We start from the raw sequence: 21,976 nt of genomic DNA, 5'->3' as shown, positions 1-21,976 counted from the left end.
GCGGTTCTTTGGCTGAAGTCAGCGAGATGTCAGTATCCCGGCAGTCTTTTGTCATTGAGTGAAAAACTCGTTAAACCGGGCCTGCGTTTATTTGAAATCAATGACTTGTGTTCATCGCAGAGCCAGCCAGATGAGGGCGTGCGACAATCGTGTACCGCGCCCTGGATCCTGTTTCCATGTCTGTTCCTGATGCCTCCGCCACTGCCCTGATCGCGCTGGAACGTATTGTCGACGGGGGATTTGCCGAGGCGGAGGGGTGCATCGACGGCGACCACGAGTCGCTGGTGCTGTACCGCGAGGGCGACGATGTGCGCGGCTGGCTCAACATCTGCCCCCACGCCGGGCGCCGGCTGGATTGGGCGCCGGGCCAGTTCCTCAAGAGCAAGGCCGGCGAGCTGGTCTGCGCCGCGCACGGCGCATCGTTCTCGCTGGTGGACGGCAACTGCGTGGCCGGTCCGTGCAAGGGCGACCGCTTGCGCGCCGTGCCGCTGCACGTGCGCGACGGCCAGGTGTTCCTCAGAACATCAGGTTGATCATCGCCACCACCACGATGGTGTAGATCAACGACAACGGCGCGCCCACCCGCCACAACTCGCGCGGGGTGTAGTTGGCCGGTCCGGTGATCATCGAAATCACCGGGTTTGAAGCGGTCATCAGATTGTTGGACGCCGACAGCGCCACGATCAGCGCGAACGCGGTCGGGCTGCCACCGGCCGCCAGCGCCAGGTTCACTGCAATGGGCACCATCACGATGGTCGCGCCTACATGGCTGATCACCAGCGAAAACACCGTGGTCAGAAGCGCCAGCGCGATCTCCAGTACCCACACCGGAATGCCGGTAGGCAGGCGGTCGATGGTGTGCCCGGCCACCCAGGCCGCCGCGCCGCTGCTGTCCATCGCCCAGCCGAGCGGAATCAGCCCGGCCATCATGAACACCGTTTTCCAGTTGATCGAGGCATACGCCTCGTCCATGCGCAGCACGCCGGTGAGCAGCATGCCGGCCACGCCGGTCATCAGGGTCAATGCCACCGGCAGCTTCGACGTCAGCGCGATCAGGATGGTGATGGCGAAGATCGACATGGCGATCTTGAACTTGTGCGGGCGCTGTTCGCCCTTCGGGTAATCGGTCACCACCACGAAGTCGCGGCTCTTGGCGGCCTGGGCCAAGTCGGTCCAGATGCTGTGGAACACCAGCATGTCGCCGGCGCGCAGCGGCACGTTGCGCACGTCCTCGCGGATCACCTGCTTGTCGCGGTTGATCGCCAGCAGGCTGATGCCGCGCTGCTTGCGCAGGCGCAGGTCCGAGGCGCTCTTTCCGATCACCTCGGAGGTAGGCGGAATCACCGCCTCGGAAATGCCCGCGCGGCTGGGGTTGAACAGGTCGCCCAGGTGCTTAAGCCTCGAGGACATGCGCAGGAACTGGTTCTGGGCGAAATCGCCTACCTGCTGGCGGCTGCCCATGACGCCCAGCACGCTGCCCACCCAGATCCGCATTTCCGCCGGCGGTGCCAGCCGGGTGTCGTTGCCGGTCTTGAGCGCCAGCATCAACGGCGCATCGTGCAGGTTCTCGGCCTCGCCCAGGGTCATGCCCACCAGCGGGCTTTCGGCGCTGACCACCAGCTCGAACACATCGCCCTCGATCCCGTAGGTCTTGGCGAAGTAGCTTTCCGTGCGGGCCGGGGTGACGCCGTCGTTGGCCAGGGTTTCTTCCTCCACCAGCTTGCGGTCGCCGAAGTAGCGGAAGTACAGCAGCGACGCGGCCAGCAGCGCCAGGCCGATCGGCAGCGGCGCGAACATGCGCAGCGGTTCGATCGTGGCCAGGCCCGAAGGAAGATTGTTGTTGGCCGAGGCCAGCAGATCGTTGAGCAGGATCAGCGGCGAATTGCCGACCATGGTCAGCGCGCCGCCCATCACGATCGCCGCGGCAATCGGCAGCAGCAGGCGCTGCAGGGTCAGCCCGGTGCGCGCCACCAGCCGCGAGGCCACCGGCAGGTACAGTGCCATCACCGATGGGTTCTGCATGAACGACGAATTCAACCCGGCAATGGCCGTGGTCATCATCAGCAAGCGGGTTTCAACGCCATGTCCGCGCCGCAGCAGCCACGCCGCCAGCCGGTTCAGCGCCCCGGTGCGGTCCAGGCCGGCACCGAGGATGGTGGTGGCGATGATGCTCATCACCGCGTTACCCGAGAAACCGCCGAAGATTTCCTCCGGCGCGATCAGGCCCGTCACGCCCAGCACCACCAGCACCACCAGCGCCACCACGTCGGCGCGGATGCGCTCGAACAGGAACATCGCCATCGTGAAGCCGACCAGCCCCAGGACGAGCTTCATGTCGGTGGTCAGCGTCAGCGTGGTGTCCATGGGGTAACGCGGTTCCTTGGATAGGGATCAGGTACGGTCGTACAACAGGTCCCACACCCCGTGGCCCAGCTTCTGGCCGCGGGTTTCGAAGTGCGTCTGCGGCCGCCACTCCGGCCGCTCCACCTGCCCGCGCGGACCGGAGCGGTTGACCAGCCCCGGGGTGGCGTCCAGCACCTCCCACATCTGCTCGGCATAGTCTTCCCAGTCGGTGGCGCAGTGCAGCCGGCCACCCACGCGCAGCTTGCGCACCAGCAGTTCCGCAAACCCCGGCTGGATCAGGCGGCGCTTGTTGTGGCGCTTCTTGTGCCACGGGTCCGGGAAATAGATGCGCACTTCATCCAGCGCGCCATCGGCGATTTCCTTTTCCAGCACCTCCACCGCATCGTGGTGGTACAGGCGCACGTGGTCGGCGTTGTCGTCGGCCAGTGCATTGAGCAGGCGGCCCACGCCGGGGGCGTGCACTTCCAGCCCGATGTAGTCGCGGCTGGGATCCTGCTGCGCGGCAAAGCGCAGCGCGGCGCCGTTGCCGAAGCCGATTTCCAGCACCTTGCGCGCATCGCGCCCGAAGGTGGCATCCAGGTCGCGCGGCTCGCCGGTGAAGTCCAGGCCAAAGCGCGGCCAGCGGTCGTCGAACGCGCGCTGCTGGGCAGGGGTGAAGCGGCCCTGGCGCAGCACGAAGCTGCGCACCTCGCGGCGGCCTTCGGTGACGGTGAAGGGTTTGGGCGGCGCCTTGGCGCCCGCGCTGTCGAAGGGATTGGTCATCAGCCGATCAACCCGTCCACCGGCGAAGACGCGCTCGCATAGCGCTTGCGCGGAATGCGCCCGGCCAGGAACGCCTCGCGCCCGGCTTCAACCGCCTTGCGCATCGCGCTGGCCATCAGCACCGGGTTGCGCGCGCCGGCAATGGCGGTGTTCATCAGCACGCCGTCGCAGCCCAGCTCCATCGCAATGGCCGCATCCGACGCAGTGCCCACGCCGGCATCGACGATGATCGGCACCTTGGCGCTTTCGATGATTTCCAGCAGGTTGTACCTGTTCTGGATGCCCAGCCCCGAACCGATCGGTGCGGCCAGCGGCATCACCGCCACGCAGCCGATCTCTTCCAGCCGCTTGGCCAGGATCGGGTCATCGGAGGTGTAGACCATCACCTCGAAGCCGTCCTTGACCAGCGTTTCGGCGGCCTTGAGGGTCTGCACCACGTCCGGGTACAGCGTCTTCTGGTCGCCCAGCACTTCCAGCTTGGTCAGGTTGTGGCCATCGAGCAGTTCGCGCGCCAGCCGGCAGGTACGCACCGCGTCTTCGGCGGTGTAGCAGCCGGCGGTGTTGGGCAGGATGGTGTAGCGGTCCGGCGGCAGCACGTCCAGCAGGTTCGGTTCGCCCGGGTTCTGCCCGATGTTCGTGCGGCGGATCGCCACGGTCACGATCTGGGCCCCGGCCGCCTCGGTGGCGATGCGGGTTTCGTCCAGGTCCTTGAACTTGCCGGTCCCGGTCAGCAGCCGGGAAGCGTAGGTCTTGCCGGCGATCACCAGCGAATCGGGGGAAGAATGAGCAGTCATAAGCGAATTATCACACAGCCCACTGCCGCACAGACCCGGTAGCGCCGGCCGTTGGCCGGCCCACGCGGACCGTGGATCGTCACCCGCCGCCCAACGCGTGCACGATCTCGACCACGTCGCCGTCCTCGAGCACGTGGGTCACGTGCAGGCTGCGGGTAACGATTTCGGCATTCACCTCCACCGCTACCCGGCGCTCGGTGAGGTGTTCGGCCTGAAGCAGGTCCAGCACGGTGGCACTTTGCGGAAGCTGGCGGGGTTCGCCGTTGAGCGTGATGTTGACGAAGTTCATGGCGCGATTGTCCCCCAAAGTCGTCACTTCTGCGTACCCTTGCGCCCCCACCGATGCCCGTCCCGGCGCTTGGTGTCTGACGTCTGCGTGCCCCTGGCCCCGGCCATGCCGCAGCGCAGCGTGATGTCGCCGGGGTGCAGTGGAACCATGGCACCGTGCGCCGCCGTACGTCGGCCGTCATAACCCAAAAAGGAGTTTTTTCCATGCTGCTCAGCAAGCGTCCCCTGCGTTCCCTGATGGCCGTGGCCATCGCCCTGGCCGCCGTGCCGGCGATGGCGCAGTCGCCCTATTCGAAGACCATCTTCATCGGCGACAGCCTGACCGACCAGGGCTACTTCCGCCCGCTGCTGCCGGCCTCCGTGCAGCCGGTGACCGGCCAGTTCACCACCAACCCGGGTTGGGTGTGGGCGCAGTACGTGGCCGACTACTACGGCACCAACGCGACCGCCCACGGCAACGGCCAGAATGGCGACAACTACGCCATCGGCGGCGCCCGCGTCGGCGTGGACACCACCCAGACCCTGGCCCCGGGCACCCCGGCCATTCCGGTCTACTCGCTCAAGACCCAGACCGCGCAGTACCTGGCCGCGAACGGCGGCAAGGCCGACGCCAACGCCCTGTACACCGTGTGGGGCGGCGCCAACGACCTGTTCGCCATCCAGGCCGGCGCACCGCTGCAGGCCACCCTCGGCGCGGCCGTGACCGACCAGGTCGGCATCGTGGGTACCCTCAAGGGCGCCGGCGCGCAGTACATCGTCGTGCCGACCCTGCCCGACATCGGCCTGACCCCGGCCGCACGCGCCGGCGGCGCGGTGGGCATGGCGCAGGGCACCGCGCTGGCCAAGGCCTACAACGATGCGCTGTTTGGTGGCCTGAAGGCTGCCGGCCTGCAGGTCATCCCGGTGGATACCTTCCACATCCTGCAGGAAATCGTCGCCAGCCCGGCCACCTACGGCTTCATCAACGTCACCAGCCCGGCCTGCACCACGGCCTCGTCGCTGACCTGCAACCCGACCGCCTACGCCAACCCGAACGCGGCCAACAACTACGTGTTCGCCGACGGCGTGCACCCCACCACCGCCACCCACCAGATGCTGGGTGAGTACACCCTGTCGATCCTGGAAGCCCCGCGCAACCAGCAGATCCTGACCCACTCGGCGCAGACCGTGGGCCGTGCGCGCGCCGACCAGGTCAGCGGGCACCTCGACGGCCGTCCGGCCGATGGCCTGAGCTGGTGGGGTGGCCTGCGCGGCGACATGCAGCGCTACGACCACGCTGACCTGTACGACGGCCTGGCCCCGGCCGGTCTGTTTGGTATCGACTGGGCCCACGACGGCATGGTCGTCGGCGGCTTCGCCGGCTATGGCCGCATGGATGCCGACTTCGGCAACAGCAAGGGTGATTTCACCCAGTCCGACACTACCCTGGGCCTGTTCGCGGGTTGGTACGGCGAGAAGACCTGGGTCACCGGCCAGATCAGCTACAGCTGGCTGGACTATGACGTGACCCGCCGCGTGCAGCTGGGCCCGGCCGAGCGCACCCACACCGGTTCGCCGGAAGGCAGCAACCTCACCGCCGCGCTGAACGCCGGTTACGAATTCGGCACCGAAGGTGGCTTCCGCCACGGCCCGGTGGCTGCGGTGATCTGGCAGCAGGTCAAGCTGGATGGCTACGTGGAATCCAACCCGAGCGCCACCGCGCTGGGCTACGGCAACCAGGACACCGACTCCACCGTGGGCCGCGTGGGCTGGCAGGCCCGCTTCGACGGCGGCAGCGTCAAGCCGTACGTGCAGGTCACCTACGACCACGAGTTCGAAGACGGCAAGCAGGCCAGCGCCTGGCTGCAGACCATGCCGGACGTGGGCATGTACAAGGTGCCGGGCCTGGAGTTCGACAAGAACTACGCCACCGCCGTGCTGGGTGCGCGCATGAGCATGTTCGGCCTGAACAGCAATGTCGGCATGAGCACCACTGCGGCACAGAAGCGGGCACGCGACATCAGCCTGTTCGCCACGGTGAGCGGCAGCTTCTAAGCCGGAAGCCGGCGGTGCACGGCCAAATTCGCCGTGCACCCACCCGGTAGGGCACGACCATTGGTCGTGCCGAAAGCAACGGGCGGCCGCAAACCGCCCGTTGCCTTTTAACCCCCCGGGCAACTAAACTTCCCCGGCACCAAGCGGGTGTAGCTCAATGGTAGAGCTGTAGCTTCCCAAGCTACTGACGAGGGTTCGATTCCCTTCACCCGCTCCATCGGTTGCTGCGCAACCCGATGGAGCTCGGCGTTCATTCCGCCGGATCCCCGCGCCTGTCGAACGCATGACCTCTACCGCAGCCGCTGCTTTCGCGCTGACACTGCGATATCAATCTTCTTGCACTGCATTAACCCGGTTGAGGTGACCATCCACCCGTCGGCGTCCTGCGCCATCGGTGGAGCTTTCCCATGCCTGGTACCAACAAGTCCATCCTGCTGCAGGCCAACGAGGCCATCGTTGCGGGCGACCATGAAGGATTCCTTTCCCATTGCACGGACGACATCCGCTGGACGACGGTGGGCGAGGGCACGCTGGAAGGCAAAGAGGCGGTTCGGCAATGGATGAAGGGCGCCTACGCCACTCCACCGCAGTTCAAGGTTGATCGCCTCATTGCCGAGGACGACACGGTGGTGGCGCTCGGCACCATCATGGCCAACGGCGAAGATGGCCAGCCAACGGAGTTCACCTACAGCGACGTGTGGCGCTTTCGGGACCGGAAGATGGCCGAACTGCGCGCGTTTGTCGTTCCAACAGGGAAGTCGCGGTAGCCCTAACTGTCTGCGCAGTTGAAGCGTTGCAGGATTCCCGGAACCTGCAGGGAAATCTCCCGGGCGAGGAAGCCCAATGGGCCGACCGACCCGGCAAGCAGGCGACCGGCCTCGCCATGCGTCCACACGCCCCACAACGCGGCCTCCATCGGCGTTGCGCCACGGGCGGCGAAGCCCGTGATGAGCCCGGCGAGTGCATCACCGGAACCGGAGGTGCCGAGGCCGGGACCACCGCCCTCGTGAATCCACGCCTCTCCATCAGGCCCGACGATCAACGTGCGCGGTCCCTTGAGCACCACCACGCTGGAGGTGTCACTCGCCATCTTGATGGCATGCTCCAGCGGGCTGCGCTCCACGTCTTCTTTGCGCCCGCCACACATGAACGCCATCTCGCCTGCGTGAGGGGTCAGGATGAACGGCGCGCCCGCACCGGCACACACGCCGCCGTTGAGCGCACCCGCGTCAAGAACCACAGTCGCCTTCATCTGATGCAGCCGCGGCGTAAACCGGGTCAGGAACGGGGTGGCTCGCATGCCCGGCCCGACGAGGACGGCGTCGCACTGCTCCAGGGCGGCCCGTAGGGCAGGACTCCCGGGCGCGATCTCGCCGGTGGCGTCCTCGGGCAGGCCGATCACCAGCGCTTCGGGAACGGCCACCCCCAATGCCGTGGCACAGGAACGCACCGTCGCGATCTGCAGCTTGCCCGCCCCGGCGCGCAGCGCCGCCTCCGCAGCCAGCAGCGCCGCGCCGGGAACCTGCACGGAACCGCCCACGACGCACAGCCGCCCGCGGTCCTCTTTGCTGGTGCCCGGCGCCGGGAGGGGCATTGCCTGCAGCGCGGCCGGCGTCAGGTCACGAACCACAGGCCGGTCCATCTCAGCGCGCTCCGGCCGGCGTATCCGGCGCGCCGGTGCGGCCCTGCTGCGCCAGTTCGGCAGGAACGAAGTTGGTGGTCACCAGTTCCAGCGCATCACCCGCATCAGATGCCCGGTATTCGGTCACCCCGCAGTTGGGCACATCGCCCTCGCGATCGATATCGAGAATCGCGCGCTCATCCAGCCCCTCCAGCAGATACCGCATGCAGTTCACGATGACCTGATGGCCCACGACCATGACGTTGGCACCCACATGGCTGCGCTGCAGGTCGGCAATCACGCCACGCAGGCGCAGGATGACGTCGCACCAGCTCTCGCCACCGGGCGGCCGGAAATAGAACTTGCCCACGAGCTTGCGCTGCTCGGCCAACTCGGGGAACGTCGCGCGGATGCCGCTGGAGGTGTATCGGTCCAGCACCCCGAATTCTTTTTCGCGCAGGCGCTCATCCACGATCAAGGCGCTGCTGGGATGCCCAAGCACCGCCGCAACGGCCTCAGCGGTCTGGCGTGCCCGTACATAGGGAGACACCAGCACGACGTTCGGGCGATCTGCTTCGGGCATCTTCGCAACCCAGTCCGCCAGCGCGGCCGACTGGCGTTCCCCCAGCGCAGAGAGGGGCACATCGGCATCGCGGTGCTCCAGTTCGATCAGCGTGATGCCTTCGGCTTCGGCGTGGTCACGCGCCACGTTGCCTGCACTCTGCCCGTGGCGAACCACCCAGATCCGGTCCGGCCATCGGGCCGTGACGCCCTCCATCGCGCTTTTCTGGTCCACCTGCATCTCCCGGCTGCCTGCGCGATCGCATCGCGTCGTTCCAACACACGCTAGAGGGCCACTTGTTAGCCATGCGCGTAGCATCGTGAAGACCGGCTACACGTGCCCGACACGTGCTCCGACCTGCCGCCTCTGCGGCAGTGCCTCGGCGTCGCGATGCCGTCATCTGCACGCGCCCGCTGCACGCTATGCTTCGCGCTTTCCCCCACCCTGCACATGCCGCGATGAAACTGGCCATCCTTTCCCGCAACAGCAAGCTTTACTCGACGCGGCGGCTGGTGGACGCGGCGCGTTCGCGCGGGCATACCGTGCGGGTGCTCGACCCGCTGCGCTGTTACATGCGCATTGCCGCCGACGGCTTCACCATGCATTACAAGGGCCGGCCCATCACCGGGGTGGATGCGGTGATTCCGCGCATCGGTGCCTCGGTGACCCGCTACGGCACCGCCGTGCTGCGCCAGTTCGAGATGATGGGGGCAGTCACCCCCAACCCGTCCGATGCCATCCTGCGAGCACGTGACAAGCTGCGCGCGCACCAGATCTTGGCCTCCAAGGGCATCGACATGCCGGTCACGGTGTTTGGCGACAACCCCGACGACACCGTGGACCTGCTCTCCATGCTGGGCCCGCCCCCGCACGTGGTGAAGCTCAACGAAGGCACCCAGGGCCGTGGGGTGATCCTGACCGAAAAGGCCAGCGCCTCGCGCGGCATCGTCGAGGCCCTGCGCGGGCTGTACGCCAATTTCCTGATGCAGGAGTTCATCGGCGAGGCCCAGGGCGCCGACCTGCGCTGCCTGGTGGTGGGCGACCACGTGGTCGCTGCCATGCAGCGCCAGGCTCCCGAAGGCGACTTCCGCTCCAACCTGCATGCCGGCGGCAGCGCCCGCGTGGCCAAGGCCACCCGGGCCGAGCAGCAGGTGGCGGTGCGCTCGGCCCGGGCGTTGGGGCTGGGGGTGGCCGGGGTAGACCTGATCCGCTCCAGCCGGGGCCCGCTGGTGCTGGAGGTCAACTCCACTCCCGGCCTGGAAGGGATCGAGGGGATCAGCCAGGACGACTTGGCCGGGCGCATCATCGAACACGTAGCTGGGCAGGTGGCTGCTGCGAAAAAGCCAGCAAAATCAAAGGCATGAATTTTTATTGAAGCCGCCTGGCCGGTTTTAACACCGGTTTAATCGCCCCCGGCGTAGGCTTCAACGAACCGCAGCTCTGCCCTCCTCAGCAGATAACGGTAATCGGGAATGACTTCAGGCCCAGGCGGGATCCGTCTGGGCCTTTTTCTTCCCCTGCCATCGCTCACTTGCTGAGGTGAAGGCGAGGGGGCTACATTCGGCTTTCCGTTCAGTTGACTAAGGATTGGTTGAAATGAAGCGAGTGATTCTGGCCGCCGGGACCGCGGCCCTCCTGCTGGCGCTGGGTGCCGCGCAGGCAGCCCCCAACGAAGAGGTTTTTGCGCGGAACAAGCCGCTGGCCGAGCAGATCCAGCGGATCGAAGTAGAAATGGGGGATGGCAAAACCTATTCCGAACTGCGCCTGGAAGACCGCAGCCGTGTCCGCGAAGCCTTGAGCCGTATGCATGGCGTGCTCGATCAGTACCCGGATCAGGCCACCCTTCCCGAACCCTCCAAGATCGCCCTGTTCAATGACCAACAAATTGTGAACACGATTTTGACGAAGGCGCGCGAAGATAGCCGCCAGGTCTGCGTGCGCGAAAAGACCACCGGGTCCCACCGCGCCACTACCCAGTGCATGACGGTTGCCCAGCGTCAGCGCGCCAAGGACGACGCGCAGAAGAACCTGACCAACGCACAGCGCACGGGTCAATCCATTTTCTAGAGGTCACATGCGAATTCTTGTAATTGAAGACAACAGCGACATCGCCGCCAACCTGGGCGACTACCTCGAAGACCGCGGCCACACCGTGGACTTCGCCGCCGACGGCGTGACCGGCCTGCACCTGGCGGTTGTGCATGAGTTCGACGCGATCGTGCTGGATCTCAATCTGCCGGGCATGGATGGGATCGAGGTCTGCCGCAAGCTTCGCAATGAAGCGCGCAAGCAGACCCCGGTGCTCATGCTGACCGCACGGGATTCGCTGGACAACAAGCTGGCCGGGTTCGACTCCGGTGCCGACGACTACCTGATCAAGCCGTTCGCGTTGCAGGAAGTGGAAGTGCGTCTGAACGCCCTGTCGCGCCGCGGCAAGGGCGTGCAGACCCGGGTGCTGGAAACCGGCGACCTGGAATACAACCTCGATACCCTCGAGGTTCGCCGCCAGGGCAAGCTGCTGCAGCTCAACCCCACCGCGCTGAAAATCCTGCAGGCGCTTATGGAAGCGGCCCCGGCCGTGGTGACCCGCCAGGAGCTGGAAACCCGCGTGTGGGGCGAAGAGCTGCCCGATTCGGATTCGCTGCGCGTGCACATCCACGGCCTGCGCGCCGTGGTGGACAAGCCGTTCGAGGTGCCGTTGATCCAGACCCGCCATGGCATCGGATACCGCATCGCCGCCCCGGAAGCCTGATCCGGTGACGGGCAGGGGGGAGCGCCGCCGGGGCCCGTACCGGCGCCGGCTGCGCAGCCGCATCATTGTCTCATTCGTGCTGTTGGGCTTCTGCCTGACAGCATTGTTTGCCTTCGCCACCAACCTGGCCCGCGCGCGCGTGGAGAACCAGCTGGTCGAAGACGTGATGAACCGCAACATCAACGAGTATGCGCGCCGCTACTTCGCTGATCCCTCGCGCAACCCCGACCTTCCCGTGCAGCAGATGCGCGCGCGCATCGTGGGGCCGGACAAGTTCGAAGCGCTGCGCCAGGAAGAGCCGGACTGGTACGAATTCCGCGATGGCATCCACGGCCTGAGCGGCGTGGACGAGCGGGGCAACCCTTTCTCCTACAAGCTGGCGGTACGCAAGACCCCCGATGCGTGGTTCTTCCTCGCCTACGACATGACCGAAAGCCTGCGCGGCGCGGAGCAGTTGAACCGCGCGCTGTTCTTCTCGGTGCTGGTGTTCAGTGCGTTGTCGCTGGTGTTGGGCTGGTGGTCGGCCTCGAAGGTGATGAAGCCGGTATCCGACCTGGCCGCGCGCCTGCGCGCTTATCGGGGCGGTACCAGTGACCCCACGCCCTTGGCGCCACGTTTCCCCGACGACGAAGTCGGGCAGCTGGCGCAGGCACTGGATGACTATTCGGCCCGGCTCACCGAAGTGGTGCAGCGCGACCGCGAATTCAACGCCGACGTCAGCCACGAGCTGCGCACCCCGCTGGCCGTAATCCGGGGTGCCACCGAGCTGCTGCTGACCCGGCCGGACCTGGACCCCAAGGTGCTGCAGCGCCTGCAGCGCATCCAGCGTGCCGAACAGCAATGCACCGACCTGATTGGCGCGCTGCTGCTGCTATCGCGCAACGAGCGCGGGCAGGGCAGCAGCAACGTGGCGCGGGTGGCCGAACAGCTGCTCGATTCGCACCGCGCCCAGCTCGGCGGCAAGCCGCTGGAGCTGGTGCTGGAAGGCGACCGCGAACTGGTCATCGATGCCCCGGAATCGGCGCTGTCGGTGGCACTGGGCAACCTGATCGGCAACGCCGTGAAGTACTCGCAGGAAGGCTCGGTGCGGGTGCTGGTCACCGGCAACCGGGTTGAAGTGATCGACAGCGGCCCGGGCCTCAGCGCCGAAGACGCGGCCAAGCTGTTCCAGCGCGGCTATAGAGGCACCCACGCCGGCCACTCGCAGGGCGGCGGTATCGGCTTGTCGATCGTGAGCCGCCTGTGCGATCTGTATGGCTGGCAGGTCAATGTGCGGCCAGGCGAAACCCGGGGCGTGGTGGCCACGCTGACGTTCGCTCCGGCGTAGCGACACTCATGGCGTGTATCTACGCGGCAAATCGCCTGTACACGGCGTCCAAACGCTCCACTTCCGCCTGCAGATGGTCCGGGTGCCCATCATTGACCACCACGTCATCCGCCAGCGCCAGCCGCTCCTCCCGGCTGGCCTGCGCGGCAATCATCCGGTCGGCCAGATCGGCCGTGGTGCCATCGCGCTGCATCAGCCGCGCATGCTGTACCGCCACCGGCGCATCCACCACCAGAATCCGGTCCAGCCACGGGTACTGCTGGCGGCCGCCGGCTTCGGCCAGCAGCGGGATGGCCGCAATCGCATAGGGGCTCCCAGCCTGCTCACAGGTCTGCCGCAGCAGTTCCCGAATGGCAGGGTGGGTAATGGCTTCCAGCGCCTGCCGCTCCTGTGCGGAGCTGAAGATCCGCTCGCGCAACGCAGCGCGGTCAAGCTGGCCATCGGCCAGCAGGATTCCGGAACCAAAGTGCGCCACGATCCGGGCCAAGCCGTCGCTTCCAGCCGCCACCACGGCACGGGCGGCCACGTCGGCATCTGCGATAGTGATGCCCAGCGCCTCGAAGCGCCGGGTTACCTCGGTCTTGCCGGCGGCCACGCCGCCAGTCAATCCAATCACGAACTGGCTCATCGCTGCCTCAGCGCAGGCCGGACACCCGCAAATACGCGTTGATCAACGGCTCGCCCCACATGAACACGATCCAGCCCGCCAGGGCCAGGTAGGGCCCGAACGGAATCGGCGTGGCCCGGTCGCGGCCGCGCGAGTACAGCCAGATCGAACCGATGATCGCCCCAAGCACCGACGAGAGCAGGATGATCGGCAGGATGCCCTTCAACCCACACCAGGCGCCCAGCGCGGCCAGCAGCTTGAAATCGCCGTGACCAATGCCTTCCTTGCCGGTGATCTGCTTGAACAGCCACCACACCGACCACAACAGCAGGTAGCCGGCTATCGCGCCCAGCAGGGCAGGCTTGGCCGGCATGTACAGGTTGTCGATGCTGCCTATCAGCCCCAGCCACATCAGCGGCAGGGTGAGCTGGTCCGGCAACAACTGGGTGCGCAGGTCAATGCCGGACAAGGCCACCAGGAAGCAGCTCAGCACGATGGCGCCGAAGCCCTGCCAGCCAAAGCCGAACTGCCAGACGCTCGCTACCACCAGCAAGCCTGTCAACAGCTCGACCAGCGGGTACTGGATGGAGATCGGCGCGTGGCAGTGGCGGCACTTGCCGCCCAGGACCAACCAGCTGAACAGCGGGATGTTCTCGTACCAGGACAGCTTGTGCTTGCAGTGCGGGCAGTGCGACGGCTCGACCACGATCCCGGGCGGGGGTGGCTCGTAGATGTCCGGAAGCTCGAGCACCTCGCGGGCGTCGCGCTTCCACTGCCACTCCAGCCGCTTGGGCAGGCGCAGGATCACCACATTGAGGAAGCTGCCAATCAGCAACCCCAGTGCGGCCGCGGCCGGATAGCCGAGGCCGGGATGCTGGTCGAGAAATGCCATTGATTGATTATCCGACTACGGAGGCGAGCTTGAAGATGGGCAAGTACATGCCGATCACCATGCCGCCGACGATAGTACCAATAACCACCATGACAATCGGCTCCAGCAGGCTGCTCAGCGCGTCCACCGCGTTGTTCACTTCCTGCTCGAAGTACTCGGCCACCTTGAACAGCATGGCATCCAGGGCGCCGGCCTCTTCGCCGATGGCGGTCATCTGGATGACCATGTGCGGGAAGAGGTTGGTCTGCTTCATGGCCATATTGACCGGGAAACCGACCGACACGTCGTCGCGCATGCGCAGGACTGCCTCCTCGTAGACCTTGTTGCCCGTGGCACCGGCCACGATGCCAAGGGCTTCCACCAGCGGCACACCGGCCTTGAAGGTCACGGCGGTGGTGCGGGCGAAGCGGGCGATGGCGCTGTTGTGCATCAACTGGCCGATGACCGGCACCCTCAGAATCAGGCGATCCATGGTGTGCTGCATCTTCGGCGACCGTTTGTAGGCAGCAATGAAGCCCACAACCGCGCCAATGAGGACAATCAGAATCAACCACCACCAAGACACCATGAACCGCGAAAGATTCACGATCATCTGGGTGAACGCGGGCAGGTCTGCTCCAAAGCCCTTGAACACATCTTCGAACTGAGGCACCACCCAGACGAGCAGAATGCCGCTCACCAGTAGCGCGACGGCCAGAACCATGATCGGGTAGAACAGCGCCTTCTTGATCTTGCCCTTCAGGGCTTCGATGTTCTCTTTATAGTTGGCTACGGTGTCCAGTACCGTTTCCAGCACACCGGCGCCTTCGCCGGCCCGCACCAGATTGCGGTACAGCTCATCGAACTGCACCGGGTGCTTGCTGATGGCCTCGTAAAGAGACGAGCCACCCTCGATGTCCGTGCGGATGCTGCCTACCATCTTTCGCATGCGGGGGTTCTTGTGCCCGCTGCCGATGATGTCCAGCGATGCCACGATCGGCACGCCCGACTTCATCATGGTTGCCATCTGGCGGCTGAAGAAGGCGATATCTTTGGGGCTGATGGCGCTACCGGTGCCGCCGAAGATCGACTTGGGCTTGGGCTTGACCACGTTTGGCGTGATGCCCTGCCTTCGCAACTCGGCACGCAGCATGTTCGCATTCTTGGCGGGCTGCTCGCCCTTCATCTTCACACCACGCTTGTCGGTCCCCTCCCAGACAAACGGCTGCAACTCCATGGTGCTACGCGCCACGGGCTCTTTCTTGACAGCACTACGGCTCACAGACATACAGGCTCCCCAGCCGCGCCATCCCCAGGCGGGCTTCTGCGCCGAATGGTAGCTGGTTCCGGGCCATCATGGCATCCCTCCCTGACGGCAATCCGTGACCGGGGTCCAGGACCGGGGCCGTCAGAAGGTGACGCAACGCGTCACAATGCCGGTTAGGTCTCAAATTACCGTGAGGGGGGTTCCAATCCTGAAGATTGGTGCCATCATTGCGCCGGGGAATGCTGGGGAGCATTGCTGAGAAGTTGGCACGCAACCTGCTTTCAACCACCCGCACGGGCGATAGCCTTGCTCAGCCGGTCCACCGGCCAGGCGCGACCCAGTGTTCATTTTTCAAACCACCTCTAGGGGATGTACACATGAAGAAGCAGCAGGGCTTTACCCTCATCGAACTGATGATCGTTGTCGCGATCATCGCCATCCTGGCCGCCATCGCTCTGCCGATGTACCAGGACTATGTCGCCAAGTCGCAGGTCACCGCTGGTCTGGCTGAAATCACCCCGGGCAAGACCCAGTTCGAAGTGGCCATCAACGAAGGCCGCACCATTGCCAACGCGGCTGACGTCGGCCTGACGGTTTCCAAGCGTTGCACTGCGATTGCCGTCGACGGCAAGGCCACCGGCAGCATCGCCTGCACCCTGGCTGGCAGCCCGAAGATCACCGGCAAGACCATCACCCTGACCCGCGCTGACGCTGGTACCTGGGCTTGCAGCACCACCGTTGCCGAACCGAAGTACATCCCGGGCGGTTGCGGCTGATAGCTGGCAAAAGCTTCAAAAGGGCCCCGCATGTCGGGGCCCTTTTTTTTGGCACGCTTTTTGCTCCAAGCCGTGTACTACAGGGGAAATAGGGGAGTTGTATCATGCGTCGGGAGCGGGGATTCACCTTGATTGAATTGATGATCGTTGTCGCGATCATCGCGATCCTGGCGGCAATCGCATTGCCCATGTACCAGGACTATGTGGCCAAGTCTCAGCTGGCTGCAGCTTTGTCAGAGATTCGTCCGGCCAAGACCACCATCGAGACCACCATCCAGGACAGCCGGGATGCGAGTCTGGTCAATGCCGATTACGTTGGCATCAAAGTCTCCCAGCGCTGCAGCGTCGTAAACGCGAGCGCGCAGAGCAGTGGCGTGGCTACCATCAGCTGCACTCTGGCGGGGGCTCCGAAAGTGGCCGGGAAGGATCTCATCCTGAATCGAAGCGCCGAGGGGGCATGGACGTGCGACGGTTCGGCGTTCGATGCCAAGTACCGCCCGGCCGGGTGCTAGTGCTTGACGAAGATGCTGGCCATAATGCAGGTTCGTACTGAAGGGTCTGGCCAATGAACGCCGTAGTCACCGCCAATCTTGTCGGAATCACCGGCATCGCTCGGCGCCTTGTGCAGGATGGAGCGATTGAGGAAGCCGTTGCGCGGGACGCAATGGCCAAGGCGGCTGCGGCGAAGCAGCCGCTGCCCCAGTATTTCGCCGACAAGAAAATTGTCAGCGCGGCGCAGTTGGCGGCGGCCAATGCGCTCGAGTTTGGCATGCCGTTGCTTGATGTCGGCGTCTTCGACGCTGCGCAGAGCGCGATCAGCCTGGTCAGTGAGGACCTGCTGCGCAAGCACCACGTGCTTCCTCTGTTCAAGCGGGGTGGCAAGCTGTTCATCGGCACCAGCGACCCGACCCATTCGCTGGATGAGATCAAGTTCCACACCAATCTGGTGGTCGAACCCATTCTGGTCGATGAGGACCAGATCCGCCGCACTCTGGAGCAGTGGCAATCCAAGCACGACACCTTGGGCAGTGGGCTCGGTGGCGATGACGAGGGCATGGGTGATCTGGATGTCTCTGCTGGGGATGATGAAGGCGGCGCCAGCGACTCGGGGGTCGATGCCAAGGGCGATGACACTCCGGTGGTGAAATTTGTCAACAAGGTGTTGGTGGATGCCATTCGCAAAGGGGCCTCGGACATCCACTTCGAGCCCTATGAAGACGACTATCGGGTAAGGTTCCGGATCGACGGTCTGCTGAAGAACGTCGCCAAGGCCCCGGTCAAGCTGAACCAGCGCATTGCGGCGCGGTTGAAGGTCATGTCGCAGCTGGATATCGCCGAGAAGCGCGTGCCGCAGGACGGGCGCATCAAGCTCAACCTGTCCAAGACCAAGCAGATCGACTTCCGCGTCAGTACCCTGCCGACGCTGTTTGGCGAGAAGATCGTGCTTCGTATTCTGGATGGCAGCGCCGCCAAGCTGGGTATCGACAAGCTTGGCTACGAAGACGTTCAGCAGAAGCTCTTCCTTGAGGCGATTCATAAACCATATGGCATGGTGCTCGTCACCGGCCCAACCGGCTCGGGCAAGACGGTCTCGTTGTACACGGCGCTGGGCATACTGAACGATGAAACCCGCAACATCTCCACGGCAGAAGATCCGGTGGAAATCCGTCTGCCCGGGGTGAACCAGGTGCAGCAGAACAACAAGCGAGGAATGACCTTTGCCGCCGCGCTGCGTTCGTTCCTGCGCCAGGATCCGGACATCATCATGGTCGGCGAAATCCGCGACCTTGAGACTGCAGAGATCGCGATCAAGGCTGCCCAGACCGGCCACATGGTGCTGTCCACCCTGCACACCAACGATGCGCCGCAGACCATCGCGCGTCTGATGAATATGGGTATCGCACCATTCAACATCACCAGTTCGGTCACTCTGGTTATTGCCCAGCGTCTTGCGCGAAGGCTATGCAACAACTGCAAGCGTCCGGTGGATCTGCCTGCCAATGCGCTTCTGGCAGAGGGATTCACCCAAGCTCAGCTGGATGCCGGCATCACGCTTTACGAGGCTGTAGGTTGCGAAGAATGCACCGAGGGCTACAAGGGGCGAACCGGCATCTACCAGGTCATGCCGATGAGCGAAGAGATTTCGGTGATCGTGCTGGCTGGCGGTAACGCCATCCAGATTGCCGAAGCTGCGCAGCGTGCGGGCATCAACGACCTTCGCCAATCCGCCTTGGTCAAAGCTGCGGCAGGGACGACGAGTCTGGCCGAAATCAATCGCGTGACCAAGGATTGACGGGATGCCGGGGAATCCCCGGCATCCAGGCAGCTGCCATGATTCAGTTGCGATCTCCTGCTACCATCGGATAGCTGCATCGCCCGGCGGGGAGCTGGGCCCAATTTTCGACTGCCATTCCGGCGCCGCCATCGCGGCGGCGCGCTTGGCTACAGTTATCAATACGAGTCGCAGGTGGGCTCGGCGCTACGCAACGGGGTATAGACATGACGTTGGTAAAGAGCAGGGCGGGTACCTTGCTGTTGTGGATCTTCGTGCTGTCCGGGTTCTCTGGGCTGATCTATCAGTCCATCTGGACGCAGTACCTCGGCTTGTTCCTCGGCCATTCGTCATACGCACAGTCGCTTGTGCTGATCCTGTTCATGGGTGGAATGGCGATCGGTGCCTGGCTTGTGAGTCGTTGGAGCAGCAAGGTCCAGCGCCCACTGTTGGCGTACGCGCTGATCGAGATACTGATCGGCCTGCTCGGTCTGTTCTTCGACGGCATATACCAGGGCTTGACCGGTTGGGCCTACGATCAGTTGCTGCCGATGCTTCCCGCCAGTCAGCTTCAGAGCGTTCGTTGGCTGTTGGCTGCAGCCATGGTGCTGCCGCAGTGTATTCTGCTGGGTGCCACCTTCCCGCTGATGAGCGCGGGCTACATTCGCCTCCAGGAGCACGGGGAAGGCCGGGTTCTGGCCGGCTTGTACTTTTCCAACAGCCTGGGCGCGGCAATCGGTGCGCTCGCGTCTACCTACGTAATGCTGCCGGCGATCGGAATGCCCGGCACAGTGTTCTCCGCCGGCCTGATCAACATCATCGTGGCCATCATGGTGTACCCGTTGAGCAAGCGGGAAGCTCCGGTGCCCGCAGTCGAGCCGGTATCGGTACAGGTGCCCACTGAGGCGGCGAAGGGCAGGGCGCTGTCCTCGCCCATTCTCATCCTATTGGCAGCAGGCCTGACAGGAGCCGCGTCATTCATCTATGAGATCACCTGGATCCGGATGCTGTCGCTGGCTCTGGGTACTACCGTTCACTCCTTCGAGCTCATGCTTGCCTCGTTCATTCTGGGCATTGCCCTGGGTGGACTGTGGCTCAAGAACCGCGCAGACAGGCTGGTCTCGCCGTTGGCCACCGCCGGCTGGATTCAGGTGCTGATGGGAATTGCGGCACTCGCTTCCATGTTCGTCTATGCAAACGCATTCGAGTGGGTTGGCTGGTTGATGAAGGTCATCGTGCGCAGCGCCGAAGGCTACGGCCTGTATAACGTTGCCAGTGCTGGGATCGCATTGCTGGTGATGTTCCCGGCGGCGTTCTTCGCCGGTATGACTTTGCCCCTGCTGACGTTGGCCTTGCTGCGCCAAGGTCACGGTGAAAAGGCGATCGGGCAGGCATACGCCTTCAACACGGTCGGTGCGATCGTGGGTGTGCTCGCTGCGGTGCACCTGTTGATGCCGATGTTCGGCCTCAAGTACGCCCTGCTCATCGCGGCCGTGGTCGACATGGGTCTGGGTCTGGCGCTGTTGGCGCGCCATGCCCCCGCTGTCACCGGGCGCAAGCTTCCTGCACTGCTGCCGGCGGCTGCGGTGTCCGCGGCGGCTGTGGTGGCTTCCGTACTGCTGGTGAGCTTTGATCCTGCGGTGCTGAATTCGTCGGTCTACCGGACGGGTGCGGCGTCGCTGGGGAACACGGCCAGGCCCATTTTCGTCAAGGATGGAAAGACGGCTACCGTGGCGGTGTTCGAGTTCGGCGAAAAGGGGCGGGAAACCCGCATGATTTCGACGAATGGCAAGGTGGACGCGGGCCTTGGCTATAACAACGTCGACGTGGTCAATCCTGACGAAACGACGATGCTGCTTGCCGCCGCATTGCCCTTGTCCATGCGCGATCATTTTGATCGGGTGGGGGTAATCGGATTCGGATCAGGGATGACCACGCATGGCCTTCTGGGGCATGGGAAGATTGGGTCGGTAGATACCGTTGAGATCGAGCCGGCAATGGTAGAAGGCGCGCGCCATCTGGGTAATCGTGTCGAACGTGCATTCAACGACCCGCGTTCGCACATCGTCATTGATGATGCAAAAGCGTACTTCGCCTCCGTGCCGCAGAAGTACGACCTGATCATCTCCGAACCCTCCAATCCATGGATGGGCGGTACTGCATCGCTGTTCAGCACGGAGTTCTATCAATATGTTCCGCGACAGCTCAACCGCGATGGTCTGTTCGTGCAATGGGTGCAGTTGTACGAGATCACCCCGGAGCTGGTGAACTCGGTCCTCTCGGCCTTGCTGCTCAATTTCAACGATGCCAGAGCCTACCTGGCCAACGACACCGACCTCATTCTTGTCGCGTCGCCACATGGCAAGGTGCCTGAACTGGGTGAGGGTGTGTTCAAGCAAGCATTGCTTGCCCATGACCTTGCCCGGATCGGCGTGGACAACGCGCGCGATCTTCAGGACACAATGGTGATGAACCGGAAGGGGCTTGAGGCCTATCTCGGTTTGTATCCCCACAAAGTCAACTCGGACATGTTCCCGGTCCTGAAGCTGGAGGCACCCAAGGCGCGTTTCCAGAACGCACAGGCTACCGATTTCAACGATCTGGGAAATGCACCTTGGCCGATCGTGAAGTATCTTGGCGGGCCCGCGCCCCGGACGGCATTGCTTGAGAAGAATGTGGCCCGTCTTCCGCTTGAGTCGGTGAGGAAGAGCGTGGAGGCAAACGAAATCTTTGCCGCACTGGTCGAGCCAGACCCGGAGAAGGGCGAGCCGCCTTCGGTCTTCAACGGTCTGCAGGTGGACGCATTGCGTGGTTTGGCGTCGGCCTGCAAGCTGGGCGCTCGGCCTGAGCGGGATACCACGATGCTCTTTGCCATCGGCGGCGAGACGGCTGCAAATCTGGACCCGGTGCGTCTGCAGCGGATGTGGGGTAAGCCGGAATGGATCAACTGCACCACGGGCGACCCCACGGTCAACGGCGCACTGGCTTTGATGTCGGCTGTGACGGGTGATCGCCATGACGAGGTGCTCAAGCTTGGCGTCGAGCTGTTCCAAGGCGAGCATGGTGAGGCCCTGCTGGCCGACCAGGTGTCTGGCCGATACATATTTGGCGCCATGCAGTATGCAGCGTTGTCGACAGGAAACGGGGCGGCGGCCAAGGAGTTGTCCCACTACTACTGGACAAGGTTGAATCGCCGTTCGCAGGGGGATGCGTCGCTTCGACTGCTGACCTTGCTGGCGATGCAGTCGGAGGCCAAGGTAGAGCGCTAGTTCTCACGCGTCCGCGCTGCCTGGACAGCGAGTCAGAGAGGCTTTTATCCCTCCGCGATTCAGATGGACCAGGCAGCGGTTTGCAAGGGAGTTGGAATGAGAAACGTCGACCAGATGTAGAAGTTCAGAGAGGCTAGTCCTCACCTCTGGAACAGTTGCCTGATGCCCGTCTGATGTTCTCGACCTTTTTGCGGGGAGTCCTCAAGCAGAATCGAGAAGGCCACCTTGGTTCGAAGATCGCTTTTCCGCAACACTTCGCTGAACGTAGATGCGACGTTGACGTGTGTGTCCGCGTTGGATGTTGTACCGGTACAGGACAAGGAAGTTGATATGAGTCCACAGCTCTCGGTTCTTTTCGCGCTGCTCTTCGCCGCGCCCTTCATCCCGCAAGCGTTCGCACAGCAATCTCC

General features: G+C 64.1%; 20 protein-coding genes and 1 tRNA gene. 12 read left to right on the top strand and 9 right to left on the bottom strand.

All coding sequences use genetic code 11. From position 1 onward, the window contains the following. Window positions 1-176 precede the first annotated feature (176 nt). Complete coding sequence (locus tag V9K91_RS00740; RefSeq protein ID WP_249833014.1) at window positions 177-533, top strand: Rieske 2Fe-2S domain-containing protein; 357 nt, start codon at window positions 177-179, stop codon at window positions 531-533. Here V9K91_RS00740 and V9K91_RS00735 read toward each other — a convergent pair. From V9K91_RS00735 to thiS, 4 genes are all read right to left on the bottom strand, one after another. Further along, window positions 517-2,364: an SLC13 family permease gene (locus V9K91_RS00735; RefSeq protein WP_184126688.1), complete on the bottom strand. Its 1,848-nt coding sequence runs from the start codon at window positions 2,362-2,364 to the stop codon at window positions 517-519. The two genes, V9K91_RS00740 and V9K91_RS00735, sit on opposite strands and share 17 nt — an antisense overlap. A 27-nt stretch (window positions 2,365-2,391) precedes the next feature. Further along, on the bottom strand, window positions 2,392-3,126 hold the full coding sequence (gene trmB / locus V9K91_RS00730; RefSeq protein WP_336442534.1) for a tRNA (guanosine(46)-N7)-methyltransferase TrmB: 735 nt from the start codon (window positions 3,124-3,126) through the stop codon (window positions 2,392-2,394). Next, a complete protein-coding gene (locus tag V9K91_RS00725; protein WP_068853829.1) occupies window positions 3,126-3,920 on the bottom strand; it encodes a thiazole synthase in 795 nt (264 codons plus the stop codon). The genes trmB and V9K91_RS00725 overlap by 1 nt, the downstream gene beginning before the upstream one ends. A 79-nt stretch (window positions 3,921-3,999) precedes the next feature. Further along, on the bottom strand, window positions 4,000-4,209 hold the full coding sequence (gene thiS / locus V9K91_RS00720) for a sulfur carrier protein ThiS (RefSeq protein WP_249833013.1): 210 nt from the start codon (window positions 4,207-4,209) through the stop codon (window positions 4,000-4,002). 203 nt (window positions 4,210-4,412) lie between these two features. Here thiS and V9K91_RS00715 point away from each other — a divergent pair, with 203 nt between their 5' ends. The 3 genes from V9K91_RS00715 (at window position 4,413) to V9K91_RS00705 (ending at window position 7,009) form a co-directional block, all read left to right on the top strand. Continuing rightward, window positions 4,413-6,242: an autotransporter domain-containing protein gene (locus V9K91_RS00715; protein ID WP_184126691.1), complete on the top strand. Its 1,830-nt coding sequence runs from the start codon at window positions 4,413-4,415 to the stop codon at window positions 6,240-6,242. A 143-nt stretch (window positions 6,243-6,385) separates the two neighbouring features. Beyond that, window positions 6,386-6,459: transfer RNA gene (locus V9K91_RS00710), tRNA-Gly, on the top strand. 190 nt (window positions 6,460-6,649) lie between these two features. Beyond that, window positions 6,650-7,009, top strand: coding sequence for a nuclear transport factor 2 family protein (locus tag V9K91_RS00705; RefSeq protein ID WP_184126692.1), 360 nt, complete (start codon window positions 6,650-6,652; stop codon window positions 7,007-7,009). Window positions 7,010-7,011: 2 nt separating this feature from the next. On the opposite strand, the gene V9K91_RS00700 is transcribed toward V9K91_RS00705, so the two are convergent. Both V9K91_RS00700 and V9K91_RS00695 read right to left on the bottom strand, forming a co-directional pair. Further along, on the bottom strand, window positions 7,012-7,884 hold the full coding sequence (locus V9K91_RS00700) for an NAD(P)H-hydrate dehydratase (protein ID WP_336442533.1): 873 nt from the start codon (window positions 7,882-7,884) through the stop codon (window positions 7,012-7,014). A gap of 1 nt (window position 7,885) precedes the next feature. Next, on the bottom strand, window positions 7,886-8,665 hold the full coding sequence (locus V9K91_RS00695) for a histidine phosphatase family protein (protein ID WP_095363628.1): 780 nt from the start codon (window positions 8,663-8,665) through the stop codon (window positions 7,886-7,888). A 218-nt stretch (window positions 8,666-8,883) separates the two neighbouring features. On the opposite strand from V9K91_RS00695, the gene rimK reads away from it, so the two are divergent. From rimK to V9K91_RS00675, 4 genes are all read left to right on the top strand, one after another. Next, window positions 8,884-9,789: a 30S ribosomal protein S6--L-glutamate ligase gene (gene rimK, locus V9K91_RS00690; protein ID WP_095363629.1), complete on the top strand. Its 906-nt coding sequence runs from the start codon at window positions 8,884-8,886 to the stop codon at window positions 9,787-9,789. A gap of 232 nt (window positions 9,790-10,021) precedes the next feature. Then, window positions 10,022-10,492: a hypothetical protein gene (locus V9K91_RS00685; protein ID WP_336442532.1), complete on the top strand. Its 471-nt coding sequence runs from the start codon at window positions 10,022-10,024 to the stop codon at window positions 10,490-10,492. Window positions 10,493-10,499: 7 nt separating this feature from the next. Further along, the gene (locus V9K91_RS00680) at window positions 10,500-11,177 is read left to right on the top strand and encodes a response regulator transcription factor (protein WP_017356179.1); all 678 of its coding nucleotides are present in this window, start codon (window positions 10,500-10,502) and stop codon (window positions 11,175-11,177) included. Continuing rightward, entirely contained in the window at window positions 11,140-12,504 is a 1,365-nt protein-coding gene (locus tag V9K91_RS00675; RefSeq protein ID WP_093533703.1) for a HAMP domain-containing sensor histidine kinase, read from the top strand. The genes V9K91_RS00680 and V9K91_RS00675 overlap by 38 nt, the downstream gene beginning before the upstream one ends. Window positions 12,505-12,523: 19 nt before the next feature. Here V9K91_RS00675 and coaE read toward each other — a convergent pair whose 3' ends face one another. From coaE to V9K91_RS00660, 3 genes are read right to left on the bottom strand one after another with little or no spacing between them, the layout of a single operon-like run. Then, entirely contained in the window at window positions 12,524-13,132 is a 609-nt protein-coding gene (gene coaE, locus V9K91_RS00670) for a dephospho-CoA kinase (RefSeq protein ID WP_306987638.1), read from the bottom strand. 7 nt (window positions 13,133-13,139) lie between these two features. Then, on the bottom strand, window positions 13,140-14,003 hold the full coding sequence (locus V9K91_RS00665; protein WP_068853817.1) for an A24 family peptidase: 864 nt from the start codon (window positions 14,001-14,003) through the stop codon (window positions 13,140-13,142). Window positions 14,004-14,010: 7 nt separating this feature from the next. After that, a complete protein-coding gene (locus tag V9K91_RS00660) occupies window positions 14,011-15,270 on the bottom strand; it encodes a type II secretion system F family protein (RefSeq protein ID WP_210130944.1) in 1,260 nt (419 codons plus the stop codon). A 356-nt stretch (window positions 15,271-15,626) separates the two neighbouring features. Here V9K91_RS00660 and V9K91_RS00655 point away from each other — a divergent pair, with 356 nt between their 5' ends. From V9K91_RS00655 to V9K91_RS00640, 4 genes are all read left to right on the top strand, one after another. Next, window positions 15,627-16,025 carry a pilin gene (locus V9K91_RS00655; protein ID WP_210130943.1) on the top strand — a complete coding sequence of 133 codons (399 nt, stop codon included), beginning with the start codon at window positions 15,627-15,629 and terminating at the stop codon, window positions 16,023-16,025. Between the two features lie 104 nt (window positions 16,026-16,129). After that, a complete protein-coding gene (locus tag V9K91_RS00650) occupies window positions 16,130-16,537 on the top strand; it encodes a pilin (protein ID WP_336442531.1) in 408 nt (135 codons plus the stop codon). Between the two features lie 53 nt (window positions 16,538-16,590). Further along, complete coding sequence (gene pilB / locus V9K91_RS00645; RefSeq protein WP_210130941.1) at window positions 16,591-18,318, top strand: type IV-A pilus assembly ATPase PilB; 1,728 nt, start codon at window positions 16,591-16,593, stop codon at window positions 18,316-18,318. 206 nt (window positions 18,319-18,524) lie between these two features. Then, window positions 18,525-21,566, top strand: a complete 3,042-nt coding sequence (locus V9K91_RS00640; RefSeq protein WP_336442530.1) for a spermine synthase — start codon at window positions 18,525-18,527, stop codon at window positions 21,564-21,566. The last annotated feature ends 410 nt before the right edge of the window (window positions 21,567-21,976 follow it).

The organism is Stenotrophomonas sp. CCNWLW57 (assembly GCF_037203925.1).
Classification (GTDB): domain Bacteria; phylum Pseudomonadota; class Gammaproteobacteria; order Xanthomonadales; family Xanthomonadaceae; genus Stenotrophomonas; species Stenotrophomonas rhizophila_A.
The sequence above is the reverse complement of the archived record's forward strand: the minus strand, read 5'-3'. Positions and strand labels throughout refer to the sequence as shown.

What these genes read in the sequence shown, in the direction of transcription:
- V9K91_RS00735 (WP_184126688.1), bottom strand. Translation starts at nt 2,364, where the DNA reads ATGGACACCACGCTGACGCTGACCACCGACATGAAGCTCGTCCTGGGG.
- V9K91_RS00725 (WP_068853829.1), bottom strand. Translation starts at nt 3,920, where the DNA reads ATGACTGCTCATTCTTCCCCCGATTCGCTGGTGATCGCCGGCAAGACC.
- V9K91_RS00680 (WP_017356179.1), top strand. Translation starts at nt 10,500, where the DNA reads ATGCGAATTCTTGTAATTGAAGACAACAGCGACATCGCCGCCAACCTG.
- V9K91_RS00660 (WP_210130944.1), bottom strand. Translation starts at nt 15,270, where the DNA reads ATGTCTGTGAGCCGTAGTGCTGTCAAGAAAGAGCCCGTGGCGCGTAGC.
- trmB (WP_336442534.1), bottom strand. Translation starts at nt 3,126, where the DNA reads ATGACCAATCCCTTCGACAGCGCGGGCGCCAAGGCGCCGCCCAAACCC.
- V9K91_RS00665 (WP_068853817.1), bottom strand. Translation starts at nt 14,003, where the DNA reads ATGGCATTTCTCGACCAGCATCCCGGCCTCGGCTATCCGGCCGCGGCC.
- V9K91_RS00705 (WP_184126692.1), top strand. Translation starts at nt 6,650, where the DNA reads ATGCCTGGTACCAACAAGTCCATCCTGCTGCAGGCCAACGAGGCCATC.
- rimK (WP_095363629.1), top strand. Translation starts at nt 8,884, where the DNA reads ATGAAACTGGCCATCCTTTCCCGCAACAGCAAGCTTTACTCGACGCGG.
- V9K91_RS00740 (WP_249833014.1), top strand. Translation starts at nt 177, where the DNA reads ATGTCTGTTCCTGATGCCTCCGCCACTGCCCTGATCGCGCTGGAACGT.
- V9K91_RS00695 (WP_095363628.1), bottom strand. Translation starts at nt 8,665, where the DNA reads ATGCAGGTGGACCAGAAAAGCGCGATGGAGGGCGTCACGGCCCGATGG.
- V9K91_RS00700 (WP_336442533.1), bottom strand. Translation starts at nt 7,884, where the DNA reads ATGGACCGGCCTGTGGTTCGTGACCTGACGCCGGCCGCGCTGCAGGCA.
- V9K91_RS00655 (WP_210130943.1), top strand. Translation starts at nt 15,627, where the DNA reads ATGAAGAAGCAGCAGGGCTTTACCCTCATCGAACTGATGATCGTTGTC.
- coaE (WP_306987638.1), bottom strand. Translation starts at nt 13,132, where the DNA reads ATGAGCCAGTTCGTGATTGGATTGACTGGCGGCGTGGCCGCCGGCAAG.
- thiS (WP_249833013.1), bottom strand. Translation starts at nt 4,209, where the DNA reads ATGAACTTCGTCAACATCACGCTCAACGGCGAACCCCGCCAGCTTCCG.
- V9K91_RS00640 (WP_336442530.1), top strand. Translation starts at nt 18,525, where the DNA reads ATGACGTTGGTAAAGAGCAGGGCGGGTACCTTGCTGTTGTGGATCTTC.
- V9K91_RS00650 (WP_336442531.1), top strand. Translation starts at nt 16,130, where the DNA reads ATGCGTCGGGAGCGGGGATTCACCTTGATTGAATTGATGATCGTTGTC.
- V9K91_RS00675 (WP_093533703.1), top strand. Translation starts at nt 11,140, where the DNA reads ATGGCATCGGATACCGCATCGCCGCCCCGGAAGCCTGATCCGGTGACG.
- pilB (WP_210130941.1), top strand. Translation starts at nt 16,591, where the DNA reads ATGAACGCCGTAGTCACCGCCAATCTTGTCGGAATCACCGGCATCGCT.
- V9K91_RS00715 (WP_184126691.1), top strand. Translation starts at nt 4,413, where the DNA reads ATGCTGCTCAGCAAGCGTCCCCTGCGTTCCCTGATGGCCGTGGCCATC.
- V9K91_RS00685 (WP_336442532.1), top strand. Translation starts at nt 10,022, where the DNA reads ATGAAGCGAGTGATTCTGGCCGCCGGGACCGCGGCCCTCCTGCTGGCG.